Raw genomic sequence first — 19,749 nt, forward strand, 5'->3', positions numbered from 1 at the left:
AAACAATAACGATGGGGATAGGAATGCAAAGATACAGATCGATTGTGTGGCTGTGTGCCGGGCTCTGCCTCGTGCTGACGAGTTGTGGCCTGTATCGAAACACGGCCGGGGGTGAGTTGTCGGACGAGGCTCGCCAGAAGTTTGAATATTTCTACTTGGAGGCCGAGCGGCAAAAGGCTCTCGGCCACAACGACGCGGCTTTCGACCTGATGTGCCGGGCTGCCGAAATCGATACGACCAGTGCGGCCGCCCGCTTCTTCCTGGCGCCTTACTACCTGCAACTGGGCAACTACGAGCAGGCCCGTACCGACTTGCGGTATGCGGCCGAACAGTACCCCGGGAACTACTGGTACAACGTGGTGTATGCCAATTTCTCGCAACAGAGCGGGCAGCACGACGAGGCGATACGCATCTGGTCGCGCCTGCTCAAACAGAATCCCGACAAGGGCGAAATCAACTCGGCTCTGGCCGAGGCCTATACGGCCAAAGGCGACTTGAAATCGGCCGTGGCCTGCTACGACAGTTTGGAGTCGGCCATGGGCATGATGGAGCCGATTACCATCGAGAAACTGAAATTGTACGGGTATATGGGCAACCGCGAAGCCATGGTGGCCGAGGCCGAGAAGTTGCAGCGCACCTTCCCCCAGAATACCGACTACATGCGGCTGCTGGGCGACATCTATCTCGAAGTGGGTCGTGACTCGGCCGCCCTATCGATGTACGACCGGGCTTTGGCCCTGGAACCCAAGAACGGCTACGTCTATCTGTCGAAAGCCGGTTACTACGAGAAGAAGGGCGACTCCATCGCCTACAATAACGAAATTCGCAATGCCTTGATGAACAGGCATATCGACGTGAATACGAAACTGAATATTTTCAGCACCTACATCATCGACCTCATGAAGAAGAAGCAGGAGCTGAACCGGGTCGATTCGCTCTTTGCCGACATGCTCGAACAATACCCGCAGGAGGAGCCCGTGCATCGGCTCTTCGGCATGTATCTGTCGAGCCGGAAGGAGTTTACCCGGGCCGAGGAGCAGTATGCCATCGCTGCCGATCTGGCTCCCACCAACCCCGAGAACTGGTTGCAGCTCATTGGGCTGTATCTCTATCAGGAGAAATACCCCGAGGTGATTGAGGTGGGGAAGCGTGCCATACAGTATGTGCCCGACCAGAAGGATATCTACATGTATGTGGCGGTGGCCAGTACCCAGACCAAGAGTTATGCCGAGGCCCTCGACATGTTGGAGACGGGGCTCACCTATGTCGATGAAGGGGACAACGAAACGAGGTCGTTCTTCTACGGACAGATGGGCGACATCTATCTCGAAGTGGGGCGCGACTCGGCCGCTCTGTCGATGTACGACAAGGCCCTGTCGTACAACGCCTCGAACATAGCGGTGCTGAACAATTACAGCTACTTCCTGGCCACCGAGGGACGCGACCTCGACAAGGCCGAGCGCATGAGCGCCCAGACGGTGAAGGCCGAGCCCGACAATGCCACCTATCTCGATACCTATGCCTGGATATTTTTCAAGAAGGGCGACTATTCGCTGGCTCGTCTCTACATGAAGAATGCCCTCGACAAGAGTCAGGAAGCCAGTGCCGAACTGTTTGAGCACTATGGCGACATACTCTATATGCTGGGCGAGGTCGACGAGGCGGTAGAGTACTGGCAGAAGGCACTCGATGCGGGGAGCGAGTCGGCCGAGTTGTTGAAGGAGAAAATCAAGCAAAAGAAATATATTGAACCATGAGGTATATACCCATAGCACTCTGCATCGTGTTGCTCTCAGTTTTGGCTGGCTGTAAAGGGGGAAAAGAGCTGGCCACCGGCCAGTCGGTGCCGCAGGAGATCCGGAACGATTTCGAGAATCTCGTCGCCTCGTATCCCCAGTGGAGTACCTTCTCGTCGAAGGGGTCGGCCGACCTGGCTTTGGGGCAGGGCGGTTCGCTGAGTGCCTCGACCCAGGTGCGCATGGTGCGCGGCGAGTCGCTGCAAATCTCGGTGCGTATTTTTCTGGGTATCGAGGTGGCCCGTCTCTACATGACGCGCGACAGCCTCTTCCTTGTCGACAAGATGCAGCGGCGCTACATGGCCGAGTCGCTGGCCGACATCGGCAACCAACTCGCCCAGACCTTCTCGCTGGCTACGGTGCAAGATGCCCTGTTGGGCCGCATCTTCCTGTTGGATACGACATCGGGTCAGTATCGCATCGACGATTTCGAGGTGGTGGCCTCGGGTTCGTCGCGCTGGTCGCTGTTGCCCCGCCGGCAAGATGCCCGGTTTGGCTATCGCTTCGACCTGAACGGCACGAAGTTGCTCTCGACGAAATGCACCTCGGCCGACGGCCGCAAGTCGGTGGCGTGTCACTATGCCGATTTCATCAGGCAGGGGCAGAGCGACAATTTCCCTACAAGCATGCAACTGGCCCTCACGGGGCTGAGCCTGCCGCTGTCGCTCAACCTGCACTATGATGCCTCGTCGGTAGCCTGGAACGGGAGTGTGAGTGTAGAGAAACCCAATTTGTCAAGATATACGCGTGTCACGGCCACGCAGTTGTTAAAGGAGTTGTCGTTATGAAAAGGTGGTTGATCCTGTTATGTATAATCGGTTTGGGGGCTTCGACGGCTCTCTTCTCCCAAACCCTCGAAATGGAAAAGCTGCGCCGGAATCGGGAGCAGACCTTGAAAGAGCTGAACGAGACCAACAAGAAACTGAACAAGACGCTGCGCAGCGCCAAGAGTTCACTCAACGAGTTGAACAGCATCACGGCCGAGATTAAGCAGCAGCGTAACCTCATTGCCAAAATCAACAAGGAGATTGCCACCATCAACCGCAAACAACGGGCGGTGAAAGATACCATCTATCTGTTGCAGAAGGACCTCACGGCCAAGAAGCGCAGCTATGCCGGTGCCGTGAAGCGCATGGGACACCGGCGGTCGGAGTATGACGAACTGATGTTCATCTTTTCGGCCTCGTCGTTGAGCGAGTCGTATCGGCGGGCCCGGTACTTGAAAGAGTATTCGGCCTGGCGCAAACGGCAGGCGGCCGAGATTGCCGAGCGCAAACAGCAGCTCGAAGAGTTGCAGCAGCAGTTGGCCAAGAGTGTGGCCGAGAAGAATGCCGTGTTGAAGGAGCGCAGTGCCGAGGCCGAGGTGTTGCAGAAGCAGGAGAGCAGCAAGCGCAACCTCATTGCCGGACTGAAAAAACAGGAGAAACAGCTGAAACAGGAGATAAACCGCAAGCGCAAACAGGCCGAGGCACTCGACCGCAAGTTGGAGCAACTCATTGCCGAGGAGGAGCGCAAGTCGTCGGAACGGGCCGACAAGGCCGACGGAAAGAGCTCGACAGCCAAGCGTTCGACCAAGGGTTACAAGATGACCAAGGAGGAGCTGGCCTTGTCGGGCAGCTTCGCGAAGAACAAGGGCAAGTTGCCCTTCCCGCTCTCGGGCAGCTACAAGATTGTGGCCCACTTCGGCCGTCAGCAGCACCCCGAGTTGCGCTATGTGCAGACCGAGAACAGCGGTATCGACATTGAGACGACACCGGGTACGAGAGCACGCGCCGTCTTCAACGGCGTGGTTTCGCGCATCTTTGTGACCCCGGGCTACAACAGCACCATCATCGTGCGTCACGGTAACTACCTCACGATTTATGCCAACCTGAGCGAGGTCTATGTGCGGGCCGGTGAGAAGGTGAAGACCGGGCAGAACCTGGGTAAGATCTACTCCGACTCGCAGGACGGTAACCGCACCATCTTGACCTTCCAGCTGTGGAAGGAGCGCACGAAGCTGAATCCCGAATCGTGGTTGAACATGTAACCGACAAGGAGAGACCCCTATGATGGAGATACACCGATACACGGCGGCCTATCACCGCGACTGGAACGATTTCGTCAACGAATCGTCGAACGGTACTTTTCTGTTTCTGCGCGAATACATGGAGTATCACGCCGACCGCTTTACCGACTATTCGCTGCTGGTCTACGACGATAACAAACTGCTGGCGCTGCTGCCGGCCAACCGGCAGGGCGATGTGCTCTATTCACACGCCGGCCTCACCTACGGCGGTCTGATCATGACCACCCGCAACACCACGGTGCAGGTGCTCGCAATCATGCAGCTCATTGCCGACTTTCTGCGCAAGGAACGGTTCGTCAAATGGGTCTATAAATGTGTGCCCCATATCTATCACCGCTATCCGTCGGAGGCCGACCTCTATGCTCTCTTCCGACTGGGTGCCCGTTGGGTGGGGTGCAACATCTCGTCGGCAGTGCAGCAGGAGAATCCGCTGCGCTTCCGGGCCGACCGCCGCAGCCGCATGAAGAAGGCCGTACAGGCTGGTTTGCAGGTGGTCGAGACAACCGATTTCGCCCCCTTCTGGCAAGTGTTGGAGTCCAATCTGCAAGAGCGCTATCGGGTGAAGCCGGTCCATTCGCTGGCCGAGATCGAACTGCTGCACAGCCGTTTTCCCGACCGCATACGCCACTTTGTCACCCTGCGCGGCGACGAGGTGCTGGCCGGTAGTGTCATCTACGACACGGGTATCGTGGCCCACGCGCAATACACCTCGGCTTCGCACGAGGGGAAGCACTCGGGAGCTCTCGACCTGTTGTACGGGGAAATCATCGGCGAGGTATTCGCCTCCCGCAAGTGGTTCGACTTCGGGCAGTCGACCGAGGAGATGGGCCACTACCTCAACGAGGGGCTCATCACTCAGAAAGAGGGGTTCGGGTGCCGGGGCGTCGCCTACAATATTTACGAAATAGACTTATAACCGGTATGCCCGGCGGGGAGGATAAAACGATATACCGTGCCATTGTGAAGGAAACCGGATTCAAAATTATATAAATGAGCGAGTTACCGACAAAAGAAGTAGGACAGGAGGACGCCACATACGAACATATTATAAAATATACGGGTTTGTTTGGTGGTGTGCAGGGGGTGACTATGCTTGTCGGTGTAATCAGAAACAAATTGACAGCGGCCTTGTTGGGGCCTTCGGGGTTGGGCTTGATTAATATTTACAACAACGTAGTTCGACTCCTGAGCGAAGCCACAAATTTCGGCATATCATTTAGCGCTGTCAGAAATGTATCGGAGCTTTTTGACGAAGGAGACACGAGGAAAATTGCCGATTTTGTCGATACTGTCAGGACTTGGAGCCTCATGACCGCGATATTTGGCATGGTTGTCTGTTGCGCCATCTCACCGTTACTGAGCCTGTGGACTTTCAAAAATTACGAATATACGGCAATATTTTGCGCCATTTCGCCCATCGTTGCAATGATGAGCATCATAGGGGGTGAAATTGCCATTCTGAAAGGTCTCAGGCAACTGAAACGTGTAGCTCTCATATCGGTATTTGGAGCCGCCTCTACCTTGATACTAAGTACGCCCTTGTATATTTGGCTGGGGATAAAAGGTATAGTACCCGCATTGCTTCTAAGCAATCTTGCTGTGACGGTAATACACCTGCACTATTCCACAAAAACTTATCCGTGGCAGGCAACATGGCGTTCCATGAACAACATAAAAAAGGGGATACCGCTCATAAAACTTGGTGTTGCATTTATCTTGTCCGGTGTATTCGGGCAAGGAGCCGAGCTGTTGATACGAATAGCCCTACTCGATCTTGGTGGACTTGACGATGTGGGATTTTACAACAGCGGATACATGATGGCTGTGACGTATGCCTCTGTGATATTTGTTGCTCTTGAAACCGATTACTTCCCTCGCCTGTCAGTGGCATGTTTCGATAAGAAGAAAATGAATGTGACCATCAACCGGCAGATTGAAGCCTGTGTATTGCTGATGTCGCCATTTCTTACCATTTTTGTCATGGCTATGCCTCTGATTGTACAGATTCTGTTTACCGACCGGTTTACGCCTGCAATCCCGATGGCCACATGTGCTGCACTTTACATGTACTTCAAGTCACTGACTCTTCCGGCAGCTTATCTCCCGTTGGCCGTCGGAGATTCTAAAATGTTTCTTACCGTAGAATTTATTTACGACGCTTTTGTAGCGATAGCCATACCTGTCGGATACAAGATGGCAGGCCTCACCGGTACGGGAATTGCCCTTTCGGTAGCGGGATTTGTAGATATGCTCGTCATACATCTGACACACAGATGGAAATATGGATTCAAATTCAGTTTTACTCCCATGCCTCTATATTTGGCACAGTTTGTCCTGTTAGTGAGCTGTATTGTAGTATCGTTCTCTGAAAACCCTATGATCAAATGGACCATTGGGCCTGTGTGTGTGTTTATCTCGGTTGCCATATCGTTGTATATACTCAACAGGGAGATGAATATCATCAGTAAAATAATGAATAAAGTGAAAAAGGGTAAGGATAATGCAGACCAGTAAAGTATCTATCTTGGTAGCCGTTTATAATGCCGAGAAATATCTCGGCAAATGCCTGGATTCTCTTGTGTCGCAGACTTACGGGAATATTGAAATACTATGTATTGACGACGGCTCAAATGATAGTTCGGCCGATATCTTGAACAGATATGCATTGACCGATGACCGAATAAAGGTTTTGACACTGTCAAAAAACTCAGGCTTGGCCAATGCAAGAAACGAGGGGTTGAAAGTTGCTTCTGGACAATACATTACCATGCTCGACAGTGACGATTGGTTTTCCGACGACTCGATAGAAAAAGCCGTTGAAGCCATAGAATCAGAACCGGATGCCGATGCCTCCCTGTTTCGGTTGATGCAATACTATGAAGAGACCGGGAAGATGGTCGAATACAAAAATAAAACCGATAAAAAATGTATAAGCGGCGAGGAGGCATTCGTACTCAGCCTCGATTGGAGTATACATGGCTTATATATGCTCCGCGCTGAAATACACAAGAAATATTTGTTCGACAACTCAACCTTGCTTTACAGCGATGAGAATGCAACCCGATTGCATTACCTGCATTCACGCAAAGTCGTTATGTCGGAAGGTAAATACTTTTACAGAAGACATGTGGAATCGATGACCAACTCATGTTCCATACGGAGATTCGACATACTTGCGGCCAATTACAGCTTGTTGCAGCTGCTTAAAAAAGAGGAGAGAGAAGGTTCGCTGACGGACGCCGACAAGATTTTCGATTTGTATGAGAACATAAGGTGGCTCAACGTTGTGGGTGCTTACTGGTATTATTTCAACAACAAACAGCACTTTACCGTTGAAGAACAAAAAGAGATATTGAGCAAAATCTCATCGGCACTGGAAACAATTGATGCCCGAAGGATAAGGCTCGCATTAAAGTTCAAGATCGGTTACTATCCGTTTAAGAATTTCAGACTTTTTCTCTTATCCGAGAACATCTATTTCCATTTAAGAAAACTGTTGGGCCGATGAGTTCGGAGGAAAGTGAATAAAGTTTCAAAGAAAGAGCTAAATTGAAGGAGAGTATAGGTTCATGAAGATATTGTTAGCAGGTGATTACAGCAATTATCATCGGGCCCTGTCGTTGGCCTTGCGTAGAATGGGGCATGAGGTGGTCGTGGCATCGGACGGGTCGCAGTGGATGAATACGGCCCGCGATATTGATACGTCGAGGCCTTTCAAGAACAAGGTGGGGGGACTGTTGCTGTGGGCCAAATTGAATATGCTCTTGAAATCGCGGTTGGAGGGATTTGATGTCGTACAGATTAATTCACCGGGATTTGTCGCCTTGCAACCTTGTCGATTGCGCTTGTTGTTTGATCACCTGCTTGCCAGGAACGGGGCGGTCTATCTCACCGCTATGGGGACCGATACCTACTACATCGATTTTTGCCTGTCGGGTGCGTTGCGGTATAACGAATGGAAAGTAGGCAATCAACCCTCGCCGCTTGCCCTTGCCCAACCCGACGAGCTTCGGCGCTGGCAGGCCCCGGTACTGACCGATTACACCCATTATGTATATGACCGTGTGCGCGGGATTGTGAGCGGCCTGTATGAATACAACGAGTCGTGTCGCCGGGTGGTCGATTCTTCGCGATTGGCCTATGCCGGCATTCCCATCGATACCGACTCTTTTACGATGGCGCATGGCGATGAGGTGCCATCGCGGGTCAGACTTTTCCTGGGGGTACATCGCGACCGTATGGTCGAGAAGGGAACCGACCGTATGTGGGCTGCGGCCCGTCGGGTTGCGGAGCGTCACCCCGACAAGTGCGAGTTGGTTTTTGTCGAGAATCGTCCTTATAGCGAATATGTGGGGTTGATGAGGTCGTCGCATGTAGTGCTTGACCAGCTGTACAGCTATACCCCGGCAACCAATGCTTTGCTGGCGATGGCTCAGGGGTTGGTTGCGGTGAGTGGTGCCGAGCCCGAATACTACGATTTTATCGGGGAGACCGAGAACCGGCCTGTCGTGAATGCCATACCCGACGATGAGAAGTTGGAAGCTCAACTGGAAGATATTGTGCTGCACCCCGAACGTTTGCCTGAACAGGCTCGTCGCAGCCGCGAGTTTGTGGTCAAGCACAATCGCGACGAGGTGGTAGCCCGGCGATTCCTCGACTTTTGGGCTCGCTGCAAGTAGTTATCCAATGTAAGTAGGGCTTGATTTCAAAGGTGTTTCTTGATTCCCTCTTTCCCTCGTGAGAGGAGCAGCAACATGCCGTCGGTGAGTGGGCGGTTTTTCCATTTCAATGCCATCTTCATAAGTCGGAAGATGAGGGGTAGCCGGGTCGCCTTTATCACGAAGTCGTAGTCTTGTTGATAAACCCCTTCCAGGAATTTCCAACGCTCTTGTGGGGGGTAATTTCCCTCGGCTGTATACAGACTGTAAATCGACTGGTAGATGAGGTGTGCCCGTTCTTCCAGCAGGTAGCGGTCGTACTCCCGATTGTCGATACCGAGTTGGGCGATGAGTCCTTGCCGCAGGACATAGGCCTCGCGAGCGTAGGCCGACAGTTGCCGGTAGGGTAGCAGTTTGTGGGAGAGAGATAGGTTTTTGCGGTGGATATAGAGGTAGTCGATGTGGGCAATTTGTGCTATCGACTGGCCGTGTTTCACAAATTCCAATACGAACAGGTGATCTTCGCCATAGGAGTAGCGCGGGTCGAAGCGAAGGTGATGCTGCTCGATAATCTCGCGCTTGAACAGCTTGTTGCAAGGCCCTTTGGTGGTGTCGTGTATTTCGGCATCGGCAAAGATCATACCCCGTTCCCGATCGGTGTGAGCCGAGCGGGTGTGTTCAAATCCGTGAGACTCCGTTCGTCCCGACGACTCATAAAGTAGCGATATGCCAGCTATCATCAAGTCGGCCTGCACCGAAAGCAGATGGGAGAGGTAGGAGGAGGTTACCCGGTCGTCGGCATCGACGAAGGCGATGTATTCGCCCCGGGCCTCGGCCAATCCCCGGTTGCGGGCAGCCGATACTCCGGCGTTGCTTTGGTGCAGGGCTACGATACGTGGCTCTCGGGCTGCATATCGGTCGATGATAGCCGCCGAGTTGTCGGTCGAACCGTCGTCGATGACCAGAATCTCAAACGACGAATAGTCCTGACTCAGCACGCTGTCGAGGCAGGCCGGCAGGAACGGTTCGGCATTGTAGACCGGTATGATGACGGAGATGAGCGGATTATTCATAAGTCTGCGAGTCGGTGGATATGAGGAAACGGACCTCAGACAAAAGTAGTGATTTTTCTCAAAAATCCGATGTTAAAATAGGAATGTATTAGAAATAAGCTACTTATGAGCTTTTCTCAAAGGGCGAGGTAATGACTTGGCAACGGTCGCAAATTCTGTGATATGCGGTGTATTTCTGTCAAACAACTCTTATCGGATGCAAATGTACACAAATAAAGCGGATGAAAAGAAGAATATAGTATTTTTTTCATGGCTCTGTGGCTATGCGGAGAGCCGCCAGCCTTTTGACAAAATAAAACATCGCCATACACTCAAAGAGGTTGGCGATGTGGCAGAGGGGAAATATGATTGGAAAATCAAAAATGGACAAGGAATAGAAATATAATGCTCGGCTTAAAGGCTTTCAGCAGAGAGCGTATAAGATATCACAACCGTTCCCACATTGGCTTCCGGATATTTGGTTTTGTAATACTCGGTCAGGTCTTTATAAAGATAGATGGCACTTGGTGTTCTATCAACATCTTTTGTTTGAGTAGCATAGCCCATAAATACATCAAATGACAGATTATCAATCGGGGTTTCTGCTTCATCTAAAAAAATCCATTCTCCATAACCGACTATCCGTGCATCCAGGGGAAGTATTTTATAGGACTCCGGCATTTCCTCCGGTGCTTTACTTTTGGACTGTATGATATACGGACCAAGCACTTTGTTGTCATCTTGTAAGGCTATACATTTAAGGATAGCGTCCTCATCACGATAAAGCATATCGTGATAATCCAACGGAATAAGAGAGTTGTCTTTCAAATCCTGTTCAATGAGTTCTTTATTATCCGCTTCTACCGCATACCTGTATTGTGGTAGTGGAATGTTGTCGTAATATGCTTTTGGAATAAGATGTAATGGCAAGTTTTCCGAGTCTTTTTTATCTTTGGATATCACTTCAAGTAACTTGCGTTCTGTCCATGCAGGAGTTCCCATACTATAATCCAAATAACTGGTTTCGCCAATTTTAATTTGGTATTCATATCCTTTTTCAAACTCAAACCCAGCAATGGAGCCACATGCACTCCATTCATCGGACTGCTCTTGTTTTACAGCATAAACTTCTGACAAGTAATTAAATCCGTCAGACCAAAGGACACCCGGTATTTTCTCAGATGCCACAGTCAGTACAAATTCTTTATAGCCAGTTATTTTTCGACCTTCTTCATCGTTATCATCGCAGCTGATAAAGCTAAAGACGCAGAAGAATAAAATCAATACTCCCAATTCTTTTGTTCTCATTTTAATCTAATGTATGATGATTATTATTACCAAGATAATGTTCTTTTTCTCGTATGTTTCGGAGAAAGTTACCTCAATCCGCTTACAAAAGTAGGGGATTTTTCCGATAATCCCCTATCTTCTAATGTTTTTATTTGCTTTTGGAGTGGATTTTAGAGTACGTTCTATATTTTCAGCCTTTTATCCTGCTTTGTAGGTGTAATCCCCAAACAGTTTCTCCATTCATTCGCTTTCTGTCTGAACCATTGCACAAGCGGAATGTCATTCATGCATATATGGTAGTGTCCTTTCCTGTTCTTGTCCTCCTCAAACGAGAAAGCCGCACTCTCGTCTCGGAACTTTCGGTTGAACTCGGGAGAATAGAAATCACCTTTCAACCTCACTTTCTTCAATTTACACAACTCCTGAACTACTCTTTCGGAGAATTTCAAGGTGTTCCGGCAGAAGTCAATCAGCGGCAACAACTTATCCACGTAAGGGAAGTAACGCTGTATCTTGTCCATATACTCGTTGAACTTGGTGCGTTCTTCCCTATGTGTCCATTCCATCGTTTCAATCTGCCGTACCAATTCTTCGTTCTGACTTTCAAGGGCGGATATGCGTTGCTGCAATTCCTCCCTTTCCGCTTTCAACTTATTGCCGCCCAAAAGAGAACCGACCCTTGCCACGAGTGCCGTCTTCGCTTCGGTCTTGCCGGGCAGCAGTTCCCCGAGATTTTCAACGTGGGGGTTCCCCTGCGGCTGCTCTCGAAGCGACCCGATGTGCGTGAGGCCGAGATGACGCTGGCCAGTGCCTACTACACGACCAATCAGGCCCGTTCGGCCTTCTATCCCAACCTCACCCTGTCGGGGAGTGCCGGGTGGACCAATGCCTTGGGGCAGGTGGTGACCAATCCCGGCGGGTGGATTCTCTCGGCCGTGGCCTCGCTGACCCAGCCCATTTTCAACCGGGGCAAGCTGGTGTCGAATCTGCGGGTATCGAAAGACGAGGAGCAGATTGCCCTGCTCAACTACAAGCAGACACTGCTCGATGCCGGGCAGGAGGTGAGCGACGCACTCTATGCCGTCGAGTCGGCCCAACGCAATCTCGATATTCACCAGAAGCAGTGCCGCGAGCTGGAACGTACGGTCGAGACCTCGACCGCTCTCTATAAGACGGGCAATGCCACCTATCTCGAACTGCTCACGGCGCAGCAGTCGTTGCTGAACGCCCGGTTGAATATGGTGTCGGACAGTTTCACCCATTGCCAGGCCATCATCACCCTCTACCATGCGTTGGGGGGTGGTAGCGACTGACCGTGGTGACGATTGTCACCGGTTCTTTTCGGTGAGGTATTTCCAGTAACGCACGGGCATATCCTTCCGTTGCTTGCGGGGGTTGAGTCGCTCCCGTATGCAGATGGACTTGAAATAGGTGCGCCACAAGTCCTGGAACAGCTTTTCGTCGTCGGCCATGAGCGACTCGTCCAGTTGGCCCGTGACGAAGTGGGGCAGGCTCTCGTCGAAAGTCACCTCGGTGACCTCGTGCTGGTCGTAGTAATAGCCGTAGTGACGTCTCTTGTCGTAGATAACGAAAGGCTGGTCGGCAAAGCGGTCCTTGAAGTGGGCTATGGCCAGCGGCAGCACGTTGTACTGCGGCTCCATGATGCCGAAGTAGGTGCCGTCGGCCGCCTTTTGGAAGCGGAGGAACTGCATCATGCGCAGGCGTTCGTAGAGTACTTTGCGGAAGGTGTCGGTGACAAATCGTATGTCGTCGTCGGCAAAATTGCGTTCGAGGCTCACGGGGCTGTCGATGTTCTTGCAGATGTAGTTGAAGAGGTGCAGGTCCAGCTCGGGAAGCTCCGACAGGTAGCTCACGGTGATACACGAGAGCGCCTCTTTCGAGAGCTTCTTTTCGAGAGCCCTCCACACGCGGCCCGCCTTCTCCTCGTCGGTGATTACCGGGTGCACTTCGTCGTGGAACAACGGCAGCGGCTCGTCCATGCCCTGTATGATCTGGGGAAAGGTGCGTCGGGCGTAGGCGTCGAAGACGGCCGTGAGCATGCCGTCGAAAGTGCGGTCGTATTGGAAGATGGCGAGTGACACGTGACGAGGTTTGGGGTTAGAAAAGGGGTAGCTGCAACTGGCGGTCGTCCCGCTTCGGAGAGGTCGACGGGGTCAGCAGTCGCCTGACGTTCTCGGGGCGGAGTTCGTTGACGGTAGGCGACGACAGTTCGCCGCAGGTGATGAAGTACTTGGCCTTCTTCATCACCACCCCCATCTTTTTCAGGTGGTAGCTGTTGATGCGCCCGAAGCGGCGGGAGTTGACAATCTGCATGGCCGATTTCACGCCGATGCCGGGCACCCGGAGAATCATTTCGTAGGGAGCTTTGTTGATGTCGACGGGGAATACCTCGGGGTGTCGCAACGCCCAGGCCAGTTTGGGGTCGATTTCGAGATCGAGGTCGGGGTTGGCATCGTCGACAATCTCGTCGACCTTGAACTGGTAGAAACGCAGCAGCCAGTCGGCCTGGTAGAGGCGGTTCTCGCGCACCAGCGGCGGTTGCTTCAGCATGGGCAGACGCGTGTCGTAGGTGTTGACGTGAATGTATCCCGAGTAGTAAACCCGTCGCATGGTGGGGCGGGCATAAAGGGCCGACGACAACCGCAAGATGTCACGGTCGTGGTCGGGGGTGGCCCCCACGATCATCTGCGTACTCTGTCCGGCCGGGACGAATCGCGGGGCATGTTTGAACCGTTTGCGCTCCTCTTTGGCGGCAAGCGTCTGTTGCTGGATATAAGTCATGGGTTCATAGACGCTCTTGAAATCCTTCTCGGGAGCCAGCAGTTTCAGGGAACTCTCGTTGGGAATCTCGATATTGACGCTCATGCGGTCGGCATATTTCCCGGCCTCGTTCACCAGCTCCTGACTGGCACCGGGAATGCTTTTCAGGTGGATATAGCCGTTGAAGCGGTGCAGCGTGCGCAGGTCTTTCACGATAGCTACCAGCCGCTCCATGGTGTAGTCGGGGTTGCGCACGACGCCCGAACTGAGGAACAGCCCTTCGATGTAGTTGCGCCGGTAAAACTCGATGGTCAGCTCGACCAGTTCCCTTACCGAAAAGGTAGCCCGGGGAATATCGTTGCTCCGCCGGTTGATGCAGTAGGCACAGTCGTACATGCACGAGTTGGTAAGCATCGTTTTCAGCAGGGAGATGCAACGCCCGTCGTCGGCAAAACTGTGGCATATACCTATCCCGCCCACCGTGTTGCCCAGTCCTCCGCGAGAGTTGGACCGCACGGTACCGCTCGACGAGCACGATACGTCGTACTTGGCCGACTCGGTGAGTATCTTCAATTTCCTTAGGGTCTCTTCGGTCATGACGGTATGCTATGGGTTGAGAGGTATATTGTTGGTAATCAAATATATATTGAACAGGAGCCGTCCAAGATGTGGGAACTGTCGCCTTGGTGGTCCCGGAGGATAAAGTTACGGAGTTTTTGTCGCATCGGCGACGATTTTAAGAAAAGAAATTATAAATAGTGGAGAAAAGTGTCGATATTTGTACCGATGGAACCGAGCAAGATAGCCATAGTAGTCCCCGTCTATAACCGGGAGAAGGAGTTGGTGCGGACCTTTGCCTCAATCGTGGCGCAGACCTACCGGCCCCTGCATGTCGTGCTGGTGGACAATGGCTCGACCGACCGCTCGCTGGCGCTGTGCCAGGAGTTGAAGGCCCGGTACGAAAGCGACGATTTTGCGGTGACGGTGGCTCAGGAGGCGAAGCGAGGCCCTTCGGCCGCCCGCAATCGGGGGCTGTCGTGTGTCGAGGAGGAGTATGTCTCTTTTTTCGATAGCGACGATACCTATGCCCCTGAGGCGATTGCGCTGTATATGCAGGCTTTCGAGCAGAATCCGTCGGCCGACATCGTGGGCTGTACGGTCGAGATGGTGCCCGAGACGGGTCGCCCTTATCGGGCCAAGGCTGTTTTCTCGAACCGGGTGGAGCCACATTTGTTCCACTGTACGTTGGGAACCCAGCGTTATGCCGTGCGTACGGCTTTGGTGCGAGTTGTCGGTGGGTGGCACGAAGATTATATGCGTTGGGAGGACTGGGAGCTGGGGCTGCGTCTGCTGCTGACGACCGATCGGGTGGTGTGGATCGAGCGTCCGCCGCTGGTCCATGTCTATCTCCATGCCGACAGTATTACCGGCTATCGCTATACCCCCAACAGCGACGATATTTTGCGGGCCATTGCCCATGCTCATGACGATGTGGAACGGAGTGGTTATCCCAATAAGCGGCGCCTGCATCGCCTGTTGCTCTATAAACAGATAGTAGTGGCTGGACTCTGCCATCGCGAGAAGAGTGTGCGGGGGGCCGAGATTTATCGCCTGACCATGGAGCAGGCCGGGCACGACCGCACGTTGCGCTGGTTCCTGCCGCTGGTCTATCGCTATGTGTCGTACGGGGGGCGCGGTTCGGCTATTCTGGCCGAATGGTTGTTACACTGATTCTTTTCCGATTTCCAGTTGGTCGAGTAGACAGATGTACAGCTCGATGGCTTCGCGTATCTCGTCGAGGACGATATACTCATCGGCCGTGTGGGAACGGGCCGAGTCGCCCGGCCCTATCTTGACCGAAGGGAAGGTCATGTGTGTCTGGTCGGAGAGGGTTGGCGACCCGAAGGGCTCGCGTCCGGCCAGGGTACAACGCCGTATGAAGGGGTGCTGAGGCGACAGGGACGAGGAGTTGAGCCGCAGCGAACGGGGTGTGATGGTGATGTCGGGGAAATTCTCACGCAGGATTTCGACCGCTTGGGCGTTGGAGTAGCTGTCGTTGGTGCGCAGGTCGATCACGAAGTCACAGTGGTCGGGTACCACGTTGTGCTGGGTCCCGGCTTGAATCTGGGTGACGGTGAGTTTTACCCGACCCAGCCACGGCGAGACGAGCGGGAACTCGAACCGACGCAGCCGTTCGATGGCCTCGGTGGCCAGATAGAGGGCGTTGATGCCCTCTTCGCGGGCGGCGTGTCCCGACTTCCCGTGGGTGGTGCAGTCGAGCACGAGCAATCCCTTTTCACAGATGGCCGGACGCATGGTTGTGGGTTCGCCCACGACGGCAAAGTCAATCGGCGGCAGTTCGCCCAGTGCCAGGGCAATGCCGTTGGCTCCCGACACCTCCTCTTCGGCCGAGGCCAGGAAGATGAGGTTGTAGGGCTGTTCGGTCGAGGCCAGGAACAGGAAAGCACCGAGCAGCGACACCACACTGGCCCCGGCATCGTTGCTGCCCAGTCCGTAGAGGCGTCCCTCCTCCTCGACGGGAGTGAAGGGGTCGCGAATCCAGCTGGCCGCCGGTTTCACGGTGTCGAGATGCGAGTTGAGCAGCAGGGTGGGTTTGGCCGGGTCGTAGGCTTGGGCCAGGGTCCACACGTTGTTGCCGATGCGGTGTGGGGTAAATCCTTGTTTTACAAGAGTATCGTGCACGAGTTGGGCTGCCGCCTCCTCGTTTCGGCTGATCGAGGGGGTGTGAATGAGCTTTCGCAGCAGGTCGGTCGCTATGTAGTAAAGTTCGTCTTTCGATTCCATGGTCATCTTCGCTTTCTGCAAAAGTAGTTTATTTTTGTCTTTCTCAGTCACTTCTTGCGGCGATTGTAGGGAAAGGTCGAGAAACGGGTATAAAATATTAACCATTATTAACTATTTCGGATTGGGGGTATAAATAGCTTGAAACATTGATGAATAGATGGAGTAGCCCTTTGTTTTGCCACATTGAGTTGACAAAATGAAAGAACAAATCTGCTTAAAACTTATTAAAATGGGCATTGAGCCAATATAATGCGTAACTTTGCGGCAGATTTATAATCTCATTTTATGGTAAATCAACTTACCTCGTTGGTCCGCAAGCAGGCTGCCAAATACGGAAACCGTGAGGCGTTCAGCCACAAGGACTACACAAAAAATCAATGGGTTCCTACCTCTTGGAACCGTTTTTCAGAACAGGTCTCATACATGGCGCAGGCCATGGTTCTCTTAGGCATTCGCGAGCAGGAAAACATTTCGACATATACACAGAACAAACCCGAAGGTTTCATCGTGGACTTTGCGGCATTCGACAACCGTGCGGTGGTCGTTCCGCTCTATCCTACCAGCTCGCTCGACCAGATTGAATACATTATCAACGAAGCCGAGGTGCGCTTTCTGTTCGTAGGCGGACAGGTGCAATACGACAATGCCATTGTCGCTTTGCGGGAGTGCCCCACGCTCGAAAAACTGATACTTTTCGACCCCGCCATCAAGCGGACGGCCGACGACACGACATCGGTCTATTTCGACGACCTGCTGGAGCAGGGCCGTCAGGCAGGTGCCGACGTAGCTGCCGAGGTGGAACGCCGCCGTCAGGCCGGTAGCCCCGACGATTTGGCTACACTTATCTATACCTCGGGAACGACCGGTGAGCCCAAGGGGGTGATGCTGGCCCACTCGAACTACGACGAGGCCATGCGCATTCACCTGCAACGGCTGGTGACCTGCTCCGACAGCGACGTGTCGCTCTGCTTCCTGCCGCTGACTCACGTGTTTGAACGGGCCTGGTCGTACTACTGCCTCACGGTGGGCATGCGCATCGCCATCAATGTCGACCCCAAGGATATACAGAACACCATATGCGAGGTGCGTCCCACCATCATGTGCAGCGTACCCCGTTTCTGGGAGAAGGTCTATGCCGCCGTTCAGGATAAGCTCTCGAAGACGAAAGGGGTGACCCGTCGTCTGGCCGAACGGGCCTGCGGCATCAGTCGCCGTCGCAATATCGACTGCCTGCGTGCCGGCAAGCGTCCCCCGATGTGGCTCGAATGGCAATACCGCTTCTACGACAAGTTTGTCTTCTCGAAAATCCGTCGGGCTGTCGGGGTGGAAAACGGAAACATCTTCCCCACGGCCGGAGCTCCGCTTTCCGACACGATCAACGAATTTCTGCACATCTGCGGCATCAACATCGTCTATGGCTACGGTCTGTCGGAGACGACGGCTACGGTGAGCTGCTTCGACCGCACGGGTTATGAATTTGGTACGGTGGGGTCGCTCATGCCCGACATTCAGGTGAAACTGGGTGAGAACAACGAGATACTGGTGAAGGGCAAAACCGTGATGAAGGGCTATTACCGCAAACCCGAGGAGACGGCCCGCGTCTTTACCAAGGACGGCTGGTTCCGCACGGGCGATGCCGGCAAGATAAACGACGAGGGGGCTTTGGCCCTGACCGAACGGTTGAAGGACCTCTTCAAGACCTCGAACGGGAAATACATCGCTCCGCAGGCATTGGAAACCCGCCTGGGCGAAGACAAGTACATCGACCAGGTGGCTGTCATCGGCGACCAGCGCAAGTATGTGACGGCCATCATCATTCCGGCCTTCGAGGCTTTGAAGGAGTATGCCGCTCAAAAGCATATCCAGTATCGTAATCTCGAAGATCTGGTGAAGAACCAGAAGATTCACGCCCTTATCTCGGAACGTATCGACGCCTTGCAGAAGAACTTTGCCCGCTTCGAGCAAATCAAGCGCTTCACGCTGCTGCCGCGTGCATTCAGCATGGAGAAGGGCGAGCTCACCAACACGTTGAAGATACGCCGGTCGGTCATCAACCTGCTCTACAAGGAGGAGATAGAGGCGATGTATGCCTAAAAACGAAAAGCGAAATTTGGTAAATAAGGCAAGGGTGTATAATTTTGTACACCCTTTTTTAATAGAAAATTTTTAGAACAACATGATTACACAAGAACAATTAAAAGAGACAGAAGAACGCAAGTTGGCGTTGAGGAGGTATCTTTGACATCGATTCCAAGAAAATCGAAGTAGAAGAAGAGGAGTTGCGCACCCATGTGCCCGATTTCTGGGAGGACCAGAAGAAGGCCGAAGCGCAGATGAGAAAGGTAAAGGCTTTACACTTTTGGATAGACAGCTATACCGAAATCGAGAAATCGGTCGAGGAGTTGAAACTGGCCTTCGATTTCGTGAAGGAGGGTATCGTGACGGAAGAGGAGGTCGACGAGATTTACCACCGCACGATGACGCAGATCGAGAATCTCGAATTGCGCAACATGCTGCGCCGCGAGGAGGACAAGTTGGGCGTCGTGCTGAAAATCAACTCGGGTGCCGGCGGTACCGAGGCGCAAGACTGGGCGTCGATGCTCATGCGCATGTACTTGCGCTGGTGCGAGCAGCACAACTACAAGACCTCCATCTCCAATATTCTCGAAGGCGATGAGGCCGGTATCAAGTCGGTAACGATACAGATCGAGGGCGATTATGCCTATGGTTATTTGAAGAGCGAGAACGGCGTGCACCGGCTGGTGCGGGTGTCACCCTACAACGCCCAGGGCAAGCGCATGACCTCGTTCGCCTCGGTATTTGTCACCCCGCTGGTCGACGATACCATCGAAATCAACATCAATCCCGCCAACATTTCGTGGGATACCTTCCGTTCGAGCGGTGCCGGTGGACAGAATGTGAACAAGGTGGAGTCGGGCGTGCGGTTGCGCTACCAGTTCAAAGACCCCTATACCGGTGAAGAGGAGGAAATCTTGGTCGAGAATACTGAGACGCGCGACCAACCCAAGAACCGCGAGAATGCCATGCGTCAGTTACGCTCTATCTTGTATGACAAGGAGTTGCAGCACCGTATGGCCGAGCAGGCCAAAATCGAGGCCGGCAAGAAGAAAATCGAGTGGGGGTCGCAGATACGCAGTTACGTCTTCGACGACCGCCGGGTGAAAGACCACCGCACCAACTACCAGACCTCCGACGTGCAAGGCGTCATGGACGGCAAGATCGACGGCTTTATCAAAGCCTATCTGATGGAGTTCGGTGGAGACGAAAGCAACGCATAA

Annotated in this window: 17 protein-coding genes and 1 pseudogene; 12 read left to right on the forward strand and 6 right to left on the reverse strand. The window is 53.1% G+C overall.

Going from position 1 to position 19,749, the window contains the following annotated elements:
• Window positions 1-23: 23 nt before the first annotated feature.
• From BARVI_RS07895 to BARVI_RS07925, 7 genes are all read left to right on the forward strand, one after another.
• Window positions 24-1,757: a tetratricopeptide repeat protein gene (locus BARVI_RS07895; protein WP_198015962.1), complete on the forward strand. Its 1,734-nt coding sequence runs from the start codon at window positions 24-26 to the stop codon at window positions 1,755-1,757.
• Window positions 1,754-2,584: a DUF4292 domain-containing protein gene (locus BARVI_RS07900; RefSeq protein WP_025278714.1), complete on the forward strand. Its 831-nt coding sequence runs from the start codon at window positions 1,754-1,756 to the stop codon at window positions 2,582-2,584. The genes BARVI_RS07895 and BARVI_RS07900 overlap by 4 nt, the downstream gene beginning before the upstream one ends.
• Entirely contained in the window at window positions 2,581-3,825 is a 1,245-nt protein-coding gene (locus BARVI_RS07905) for a murein hydrolase activator EnvC family protein (RefSeq protein ID WP_025278715.1), read from the forward strand. The genes BARVI_RS07900 and BARVI_RS07905 overlap by 4 nt, the downstream gene beginning before the upstream one ends.
• Window positions 3,826-3,844: 19 nt before the next feature.
• Window positions 3,845-4,780, forward strand: a complete 936-nt coding sequence (locus BARVI_RS07910; protein WP_025278716.1) for a GNAT family N-acetyltransferase — start codon at window positions 3,845-3,847, stop codon at window positions 4,778-4,780.
• A 74-nt stretch (window positions 4,781-4,854) separates the two neighbouring features.
• On the forward strand, window positions 4,855-6,378 hold the full coding sequence (locus tag BARVI_RS07915) for an oligosaccharide flippase family protein (protein WP_025278717.1): 1,524 nt from the start codon (window positions 4,855-4,857) through the stop codon (window positions 6,376-6,378).
• Entirely contained in the window at window positions 6,365-7,372 is a 1,008-nt protein-coding gene (locus BARVI_RS07920) for a glycosyltransferase family 2 protein (protein WP_025278718.1), read from the forward strand. The genes BARVI_RS07915 and BARVI_RS07920 overlap by 14 nt, the downstream gene beginning before the upstream one ends.
• Before the next feature lie 61 nt (window positions 7,373-7,433).
• The gene (locus tag BARVI_RS07925) at window positions 7,434-8,543 is read left to right on the forward strand and encodes a glycosyltransferase family protein (protein WP_025278719.1); all 1,110 of its coding nucleotides are present in this window, start codon (window positions 7,434-7,436) and stop codon (window positions 8,541-8,543) included.
• Window positions 8,544-8,569: 26 nt separating this feature from the next.
• Here the strand turns inward: BARVI_RS07925 and BARVI_RS12980 are convergent, their stop codons facing one another.
• Window positions 8,570-9,595, reverse strand: coding sequence for a glycosyltransferase family 2 protein (locus tag BARVI_RS12980; RefSeq protein WP_025278720.1), 1,026 nt, complete (start codon window positions 9,593-9,595; stop codon window positions 8,570-8,572).
• 196 nt (window positions 9,596-9,791) lie between these two features.
• On the opposite strand from BARVI_RS12980, the gene BARVI_RS07935 reads away from it, so the two are divergent.
• Window positions 9,792-9,980, forward strand: coding sequence for a hypothetical protein (locus tag BARVI_RS07935; protein WP_025278721.1), 189 nt, complete (start codon window positions 9,792-9,794; stop codon window positions 9,978-9,980).
• Window positions 9,981-9,988: 8 nt separating this feature from the next.
• On the opposite strand, the gene BARVI_RS07940 is transcribed toward BARVI_RS07935, so the two are convergent.
• Window positions 9,989-10,882, reverse strand: coding sequence for a DUF4377 domain-containing protein (locus BARVI_RS07940; RefSeq protein WP_025278722.1), 894 nt, complete (start codon window positions 10,880-10,882; stop codon window positions 9,989-9,991).
• 164 nt (window positions 10,883-11,046) lie between these two features.
• Entirely contained in the window at window positions 11,047-11,430 is a 384-nt protein-coding gene (locus tag BARVI_RS07945; RefSeq protein WP_232213968.1) for a hypothetical protein, read from the reverse strand.
• A gap of 147 nt (window positions 11,431-11,577) precedes the next feature.
• On the opposite strand from BARVI_RS07945, the pseudogene BARVI_RS07950 reads away from it, so the two are divergent.
• Window positions 11,578-12,177 (forward strand): annotated as a pseudogene (locus BARVI_RS07950) (TolC family protein); the annotation flags it as partial.
• Between the two features lie 15 nt (window positions 12,178-12,192).
• Here the strand turns inward: BARVI_RS07950 and BARVI_RS07955 are convergent.
• Window positions 12,193-12,966, reverse strand: coding sequence for a TIGR03915 family putative DNA repair protein (locus BARVI_RS07955; RefSeq protein ID WP_025278725.1), 774 nt, complete (start codon window positions 12,964-12,966; stop codon window positions 12,193-12,195).
• Window positions 12,967-12,982: 16 nt separating this feature from the next.
• Complete coding sequence (locus BARVI_RS07960) at window positions 12,983-14,242, reverse strand: putative DNA modification/repair radical SAM protein (protein ID WP_025278726.1); 1,260 nt, start codon at window positions 14,240-14,242, stop codon at window positions 12,983-12,985.
• A 189-nt stretch (window positions 14,243-14,431) separates the two neighbouring features.
• On the opposite strand from BARVI_RS07960, the gene BARVI_RS12985 reads away from it, so the two are divergent.
• Window positions 14,432-15,376, forward strand: a complete 945-nt coding sequence (locus tag BARVI_RS12985; protein ID WP_025278727.1) for a glycosyltransferase family 2 protein — start codon at window positions 14,432-14,434, stop codon at window positions 15,374-15,376.
• Here BARVI_RS12985 and BARVI_RS07970 read toward each other — a convergent pair.
• Window positions 15,368-16,450, reverse strand: a complete 1,083-nt coding sequence (locus BARVI_RS07970) for a M20/M25/M40 family metallo-hydrolase (protein WP_025278728.1) — start codon at window positions 16,448-16,450, stop codon at window positions 15,368-15,370. The two genes, BARVI_RS12985 and BARVI_RS07970, sit on opposite strands and share 9 nt — an antisense overlap.
• A gap of 285 nt (window positions 16,451-16,735) precedes the next feature.
• Between BARVI_RS07970 and BARVI_RS07975 the strand changes: the two genes are divergently transcribed.
• Together BARVI_RS07975 and prfB are read left to right on the forward strand one after the other, a co-directional pair.
• The gene (locus BARVI_RS07975; protein ID WP_025278729.1) at window positions 16,736-18,544 is read left to right on the forward strand and encodes an AMP-dependent synthetase/ligase; all 1,809 of its coding nucleotides are present in this window, start codon (window positions 16,736-16,738) and stop codon (window positions 18,542-18,544) included.
• Window positions 18,545-18,626: 82 nt separating this feature from the next.
• A protein-coding gene (gene prfB, locus BARVI_RS07980) for a peptide chain release factor 2 (RefSeq protein ID WP_157232568.1) occupies window positions 18,627-19,749 on the forward strand; the annotation gives its coding sequence in 2 pieces (ribosomal slippage) (window positions 18,627-18,689 and window positions 18,691-19,749; 1,122 coding nt in all).

This window comes from Barnesiella viscericola DSM 18177 (assembly GCF_000512915.1).
Classification (GTDB): domain Bacteria; phylum Bacteroidota; class Bacteroidia; order Bacteroidales; family Barnesiellaceae; genus Barnesiella; species Barnesiella viscericola.

Excerpts from the sequence above, each read along its gene's own strand:
- BARVI_RS07915 (WP_025278717.1), top strand. The coding sequence starts at position 4,855 with ATGAGCGAGTTACCGACAAAAGAAGTAGGACAGGAGGACGCCACATAC.
- BARVI_RS07960 (WP_025278726.1), bottom strand. The coding sequence starts at position 14,242 with ATGACCGAAGAGACCCTAAGGAAATTGAAGATACTCACCGAGTCGGCC.
- BARVI_RS07935 (WP_025278721.1), top strand. The coding sequence starts at position 9,792 with ATGCAAATGTACACAAATAAAGCGGATGAAAAGAAGAATATAGTATTT.
- BARVI_RS07925 (WP_025278719.1), top strand. The coding sequence starts at position 7,434 with ATGAAGATATTGTTAGCAGGTGATTACAGCAATTATCATCGGGCCCTG.
- BARVI_RS12980 (WP_025278720.1), bottom strand. The coding sequence starts at position 9,595 with ATGAATAATCCGCTCATCTCCGTCATCATACCGGTCTACAATGCCGAA.
- BARVI_RS07900 (WP_025278714.1), top strand. The coding sequence starts at position 1,754 with ATGAGGTATATACCCATAGCACTCTGCATCGTGTTGCTCTCAGTTTTG.
- BARVI_RS07975 (WP_025278729.1), top strand. The coding sequence starts at position 16,736 with ATGGTAAATCAACTTACCTCGTTGGTCCGCAAGCAGGCTGCCAAATAC.
- BARVI_RS07895 (WP_198015962.1), top strand. The coding sequence starts at position 24 with ATGCAAAGATACAGATCGATTGTGTGGCTGTGTGCCGGGCTCTGCCTC.
- BARVI_RS07940 (WP_025278722.1), bottom strand. The coding sequence starts at position 10,882 with ATGAGAACAAAAGAATTGGGAGTATTGATTTTATTCTTCTGCGTCTTT.
- BARVI_RS07945 (WP_232213968.1), bottom strand. The coding sequence starts at position 11,430 with ATGGAATGGACACATAGGGAAGAACGCACCAAGTTCAACGAGTATATG.
- BARVI_RS12985 (WP_025278727.1), top strand. The coding sequence starts at position 14,432 with ATGGAACCGAGCAAGATAGCCATAGTAGTCCCCGTCTATAACCGGGAG.
- BARVI_RS07905 (WP_025278715.1), top strand. The coding sequence starts at position 2,581 with ATGAAAAGGTGGTTGATCCTGTTATGTATAATCGGTTTGGGGGCTTCG.
- BARVI_RS07910 (WP_025278716.1), top strand. The coding sequence starts at position 3,845 with ATGATGGAGATACACCGATACACGGCGGCCTATCACCGCGACTGGAAC.
- BARVI_RS07970 (WP_025278728.1), bottom strand. The coding sequence starts at position 16,450 with ATGGAATCGAAAGACGAACTTTACTACATAGCGACCGACCTGCTGCGA.
- BARVI_RS07920 (WP_025278718.1), top strand. The coding sequence starts at position 6,365 with ATGCAGACCAGTAAAGTATCTATCTTGGTAGCCGTTTATAATGCCGAG.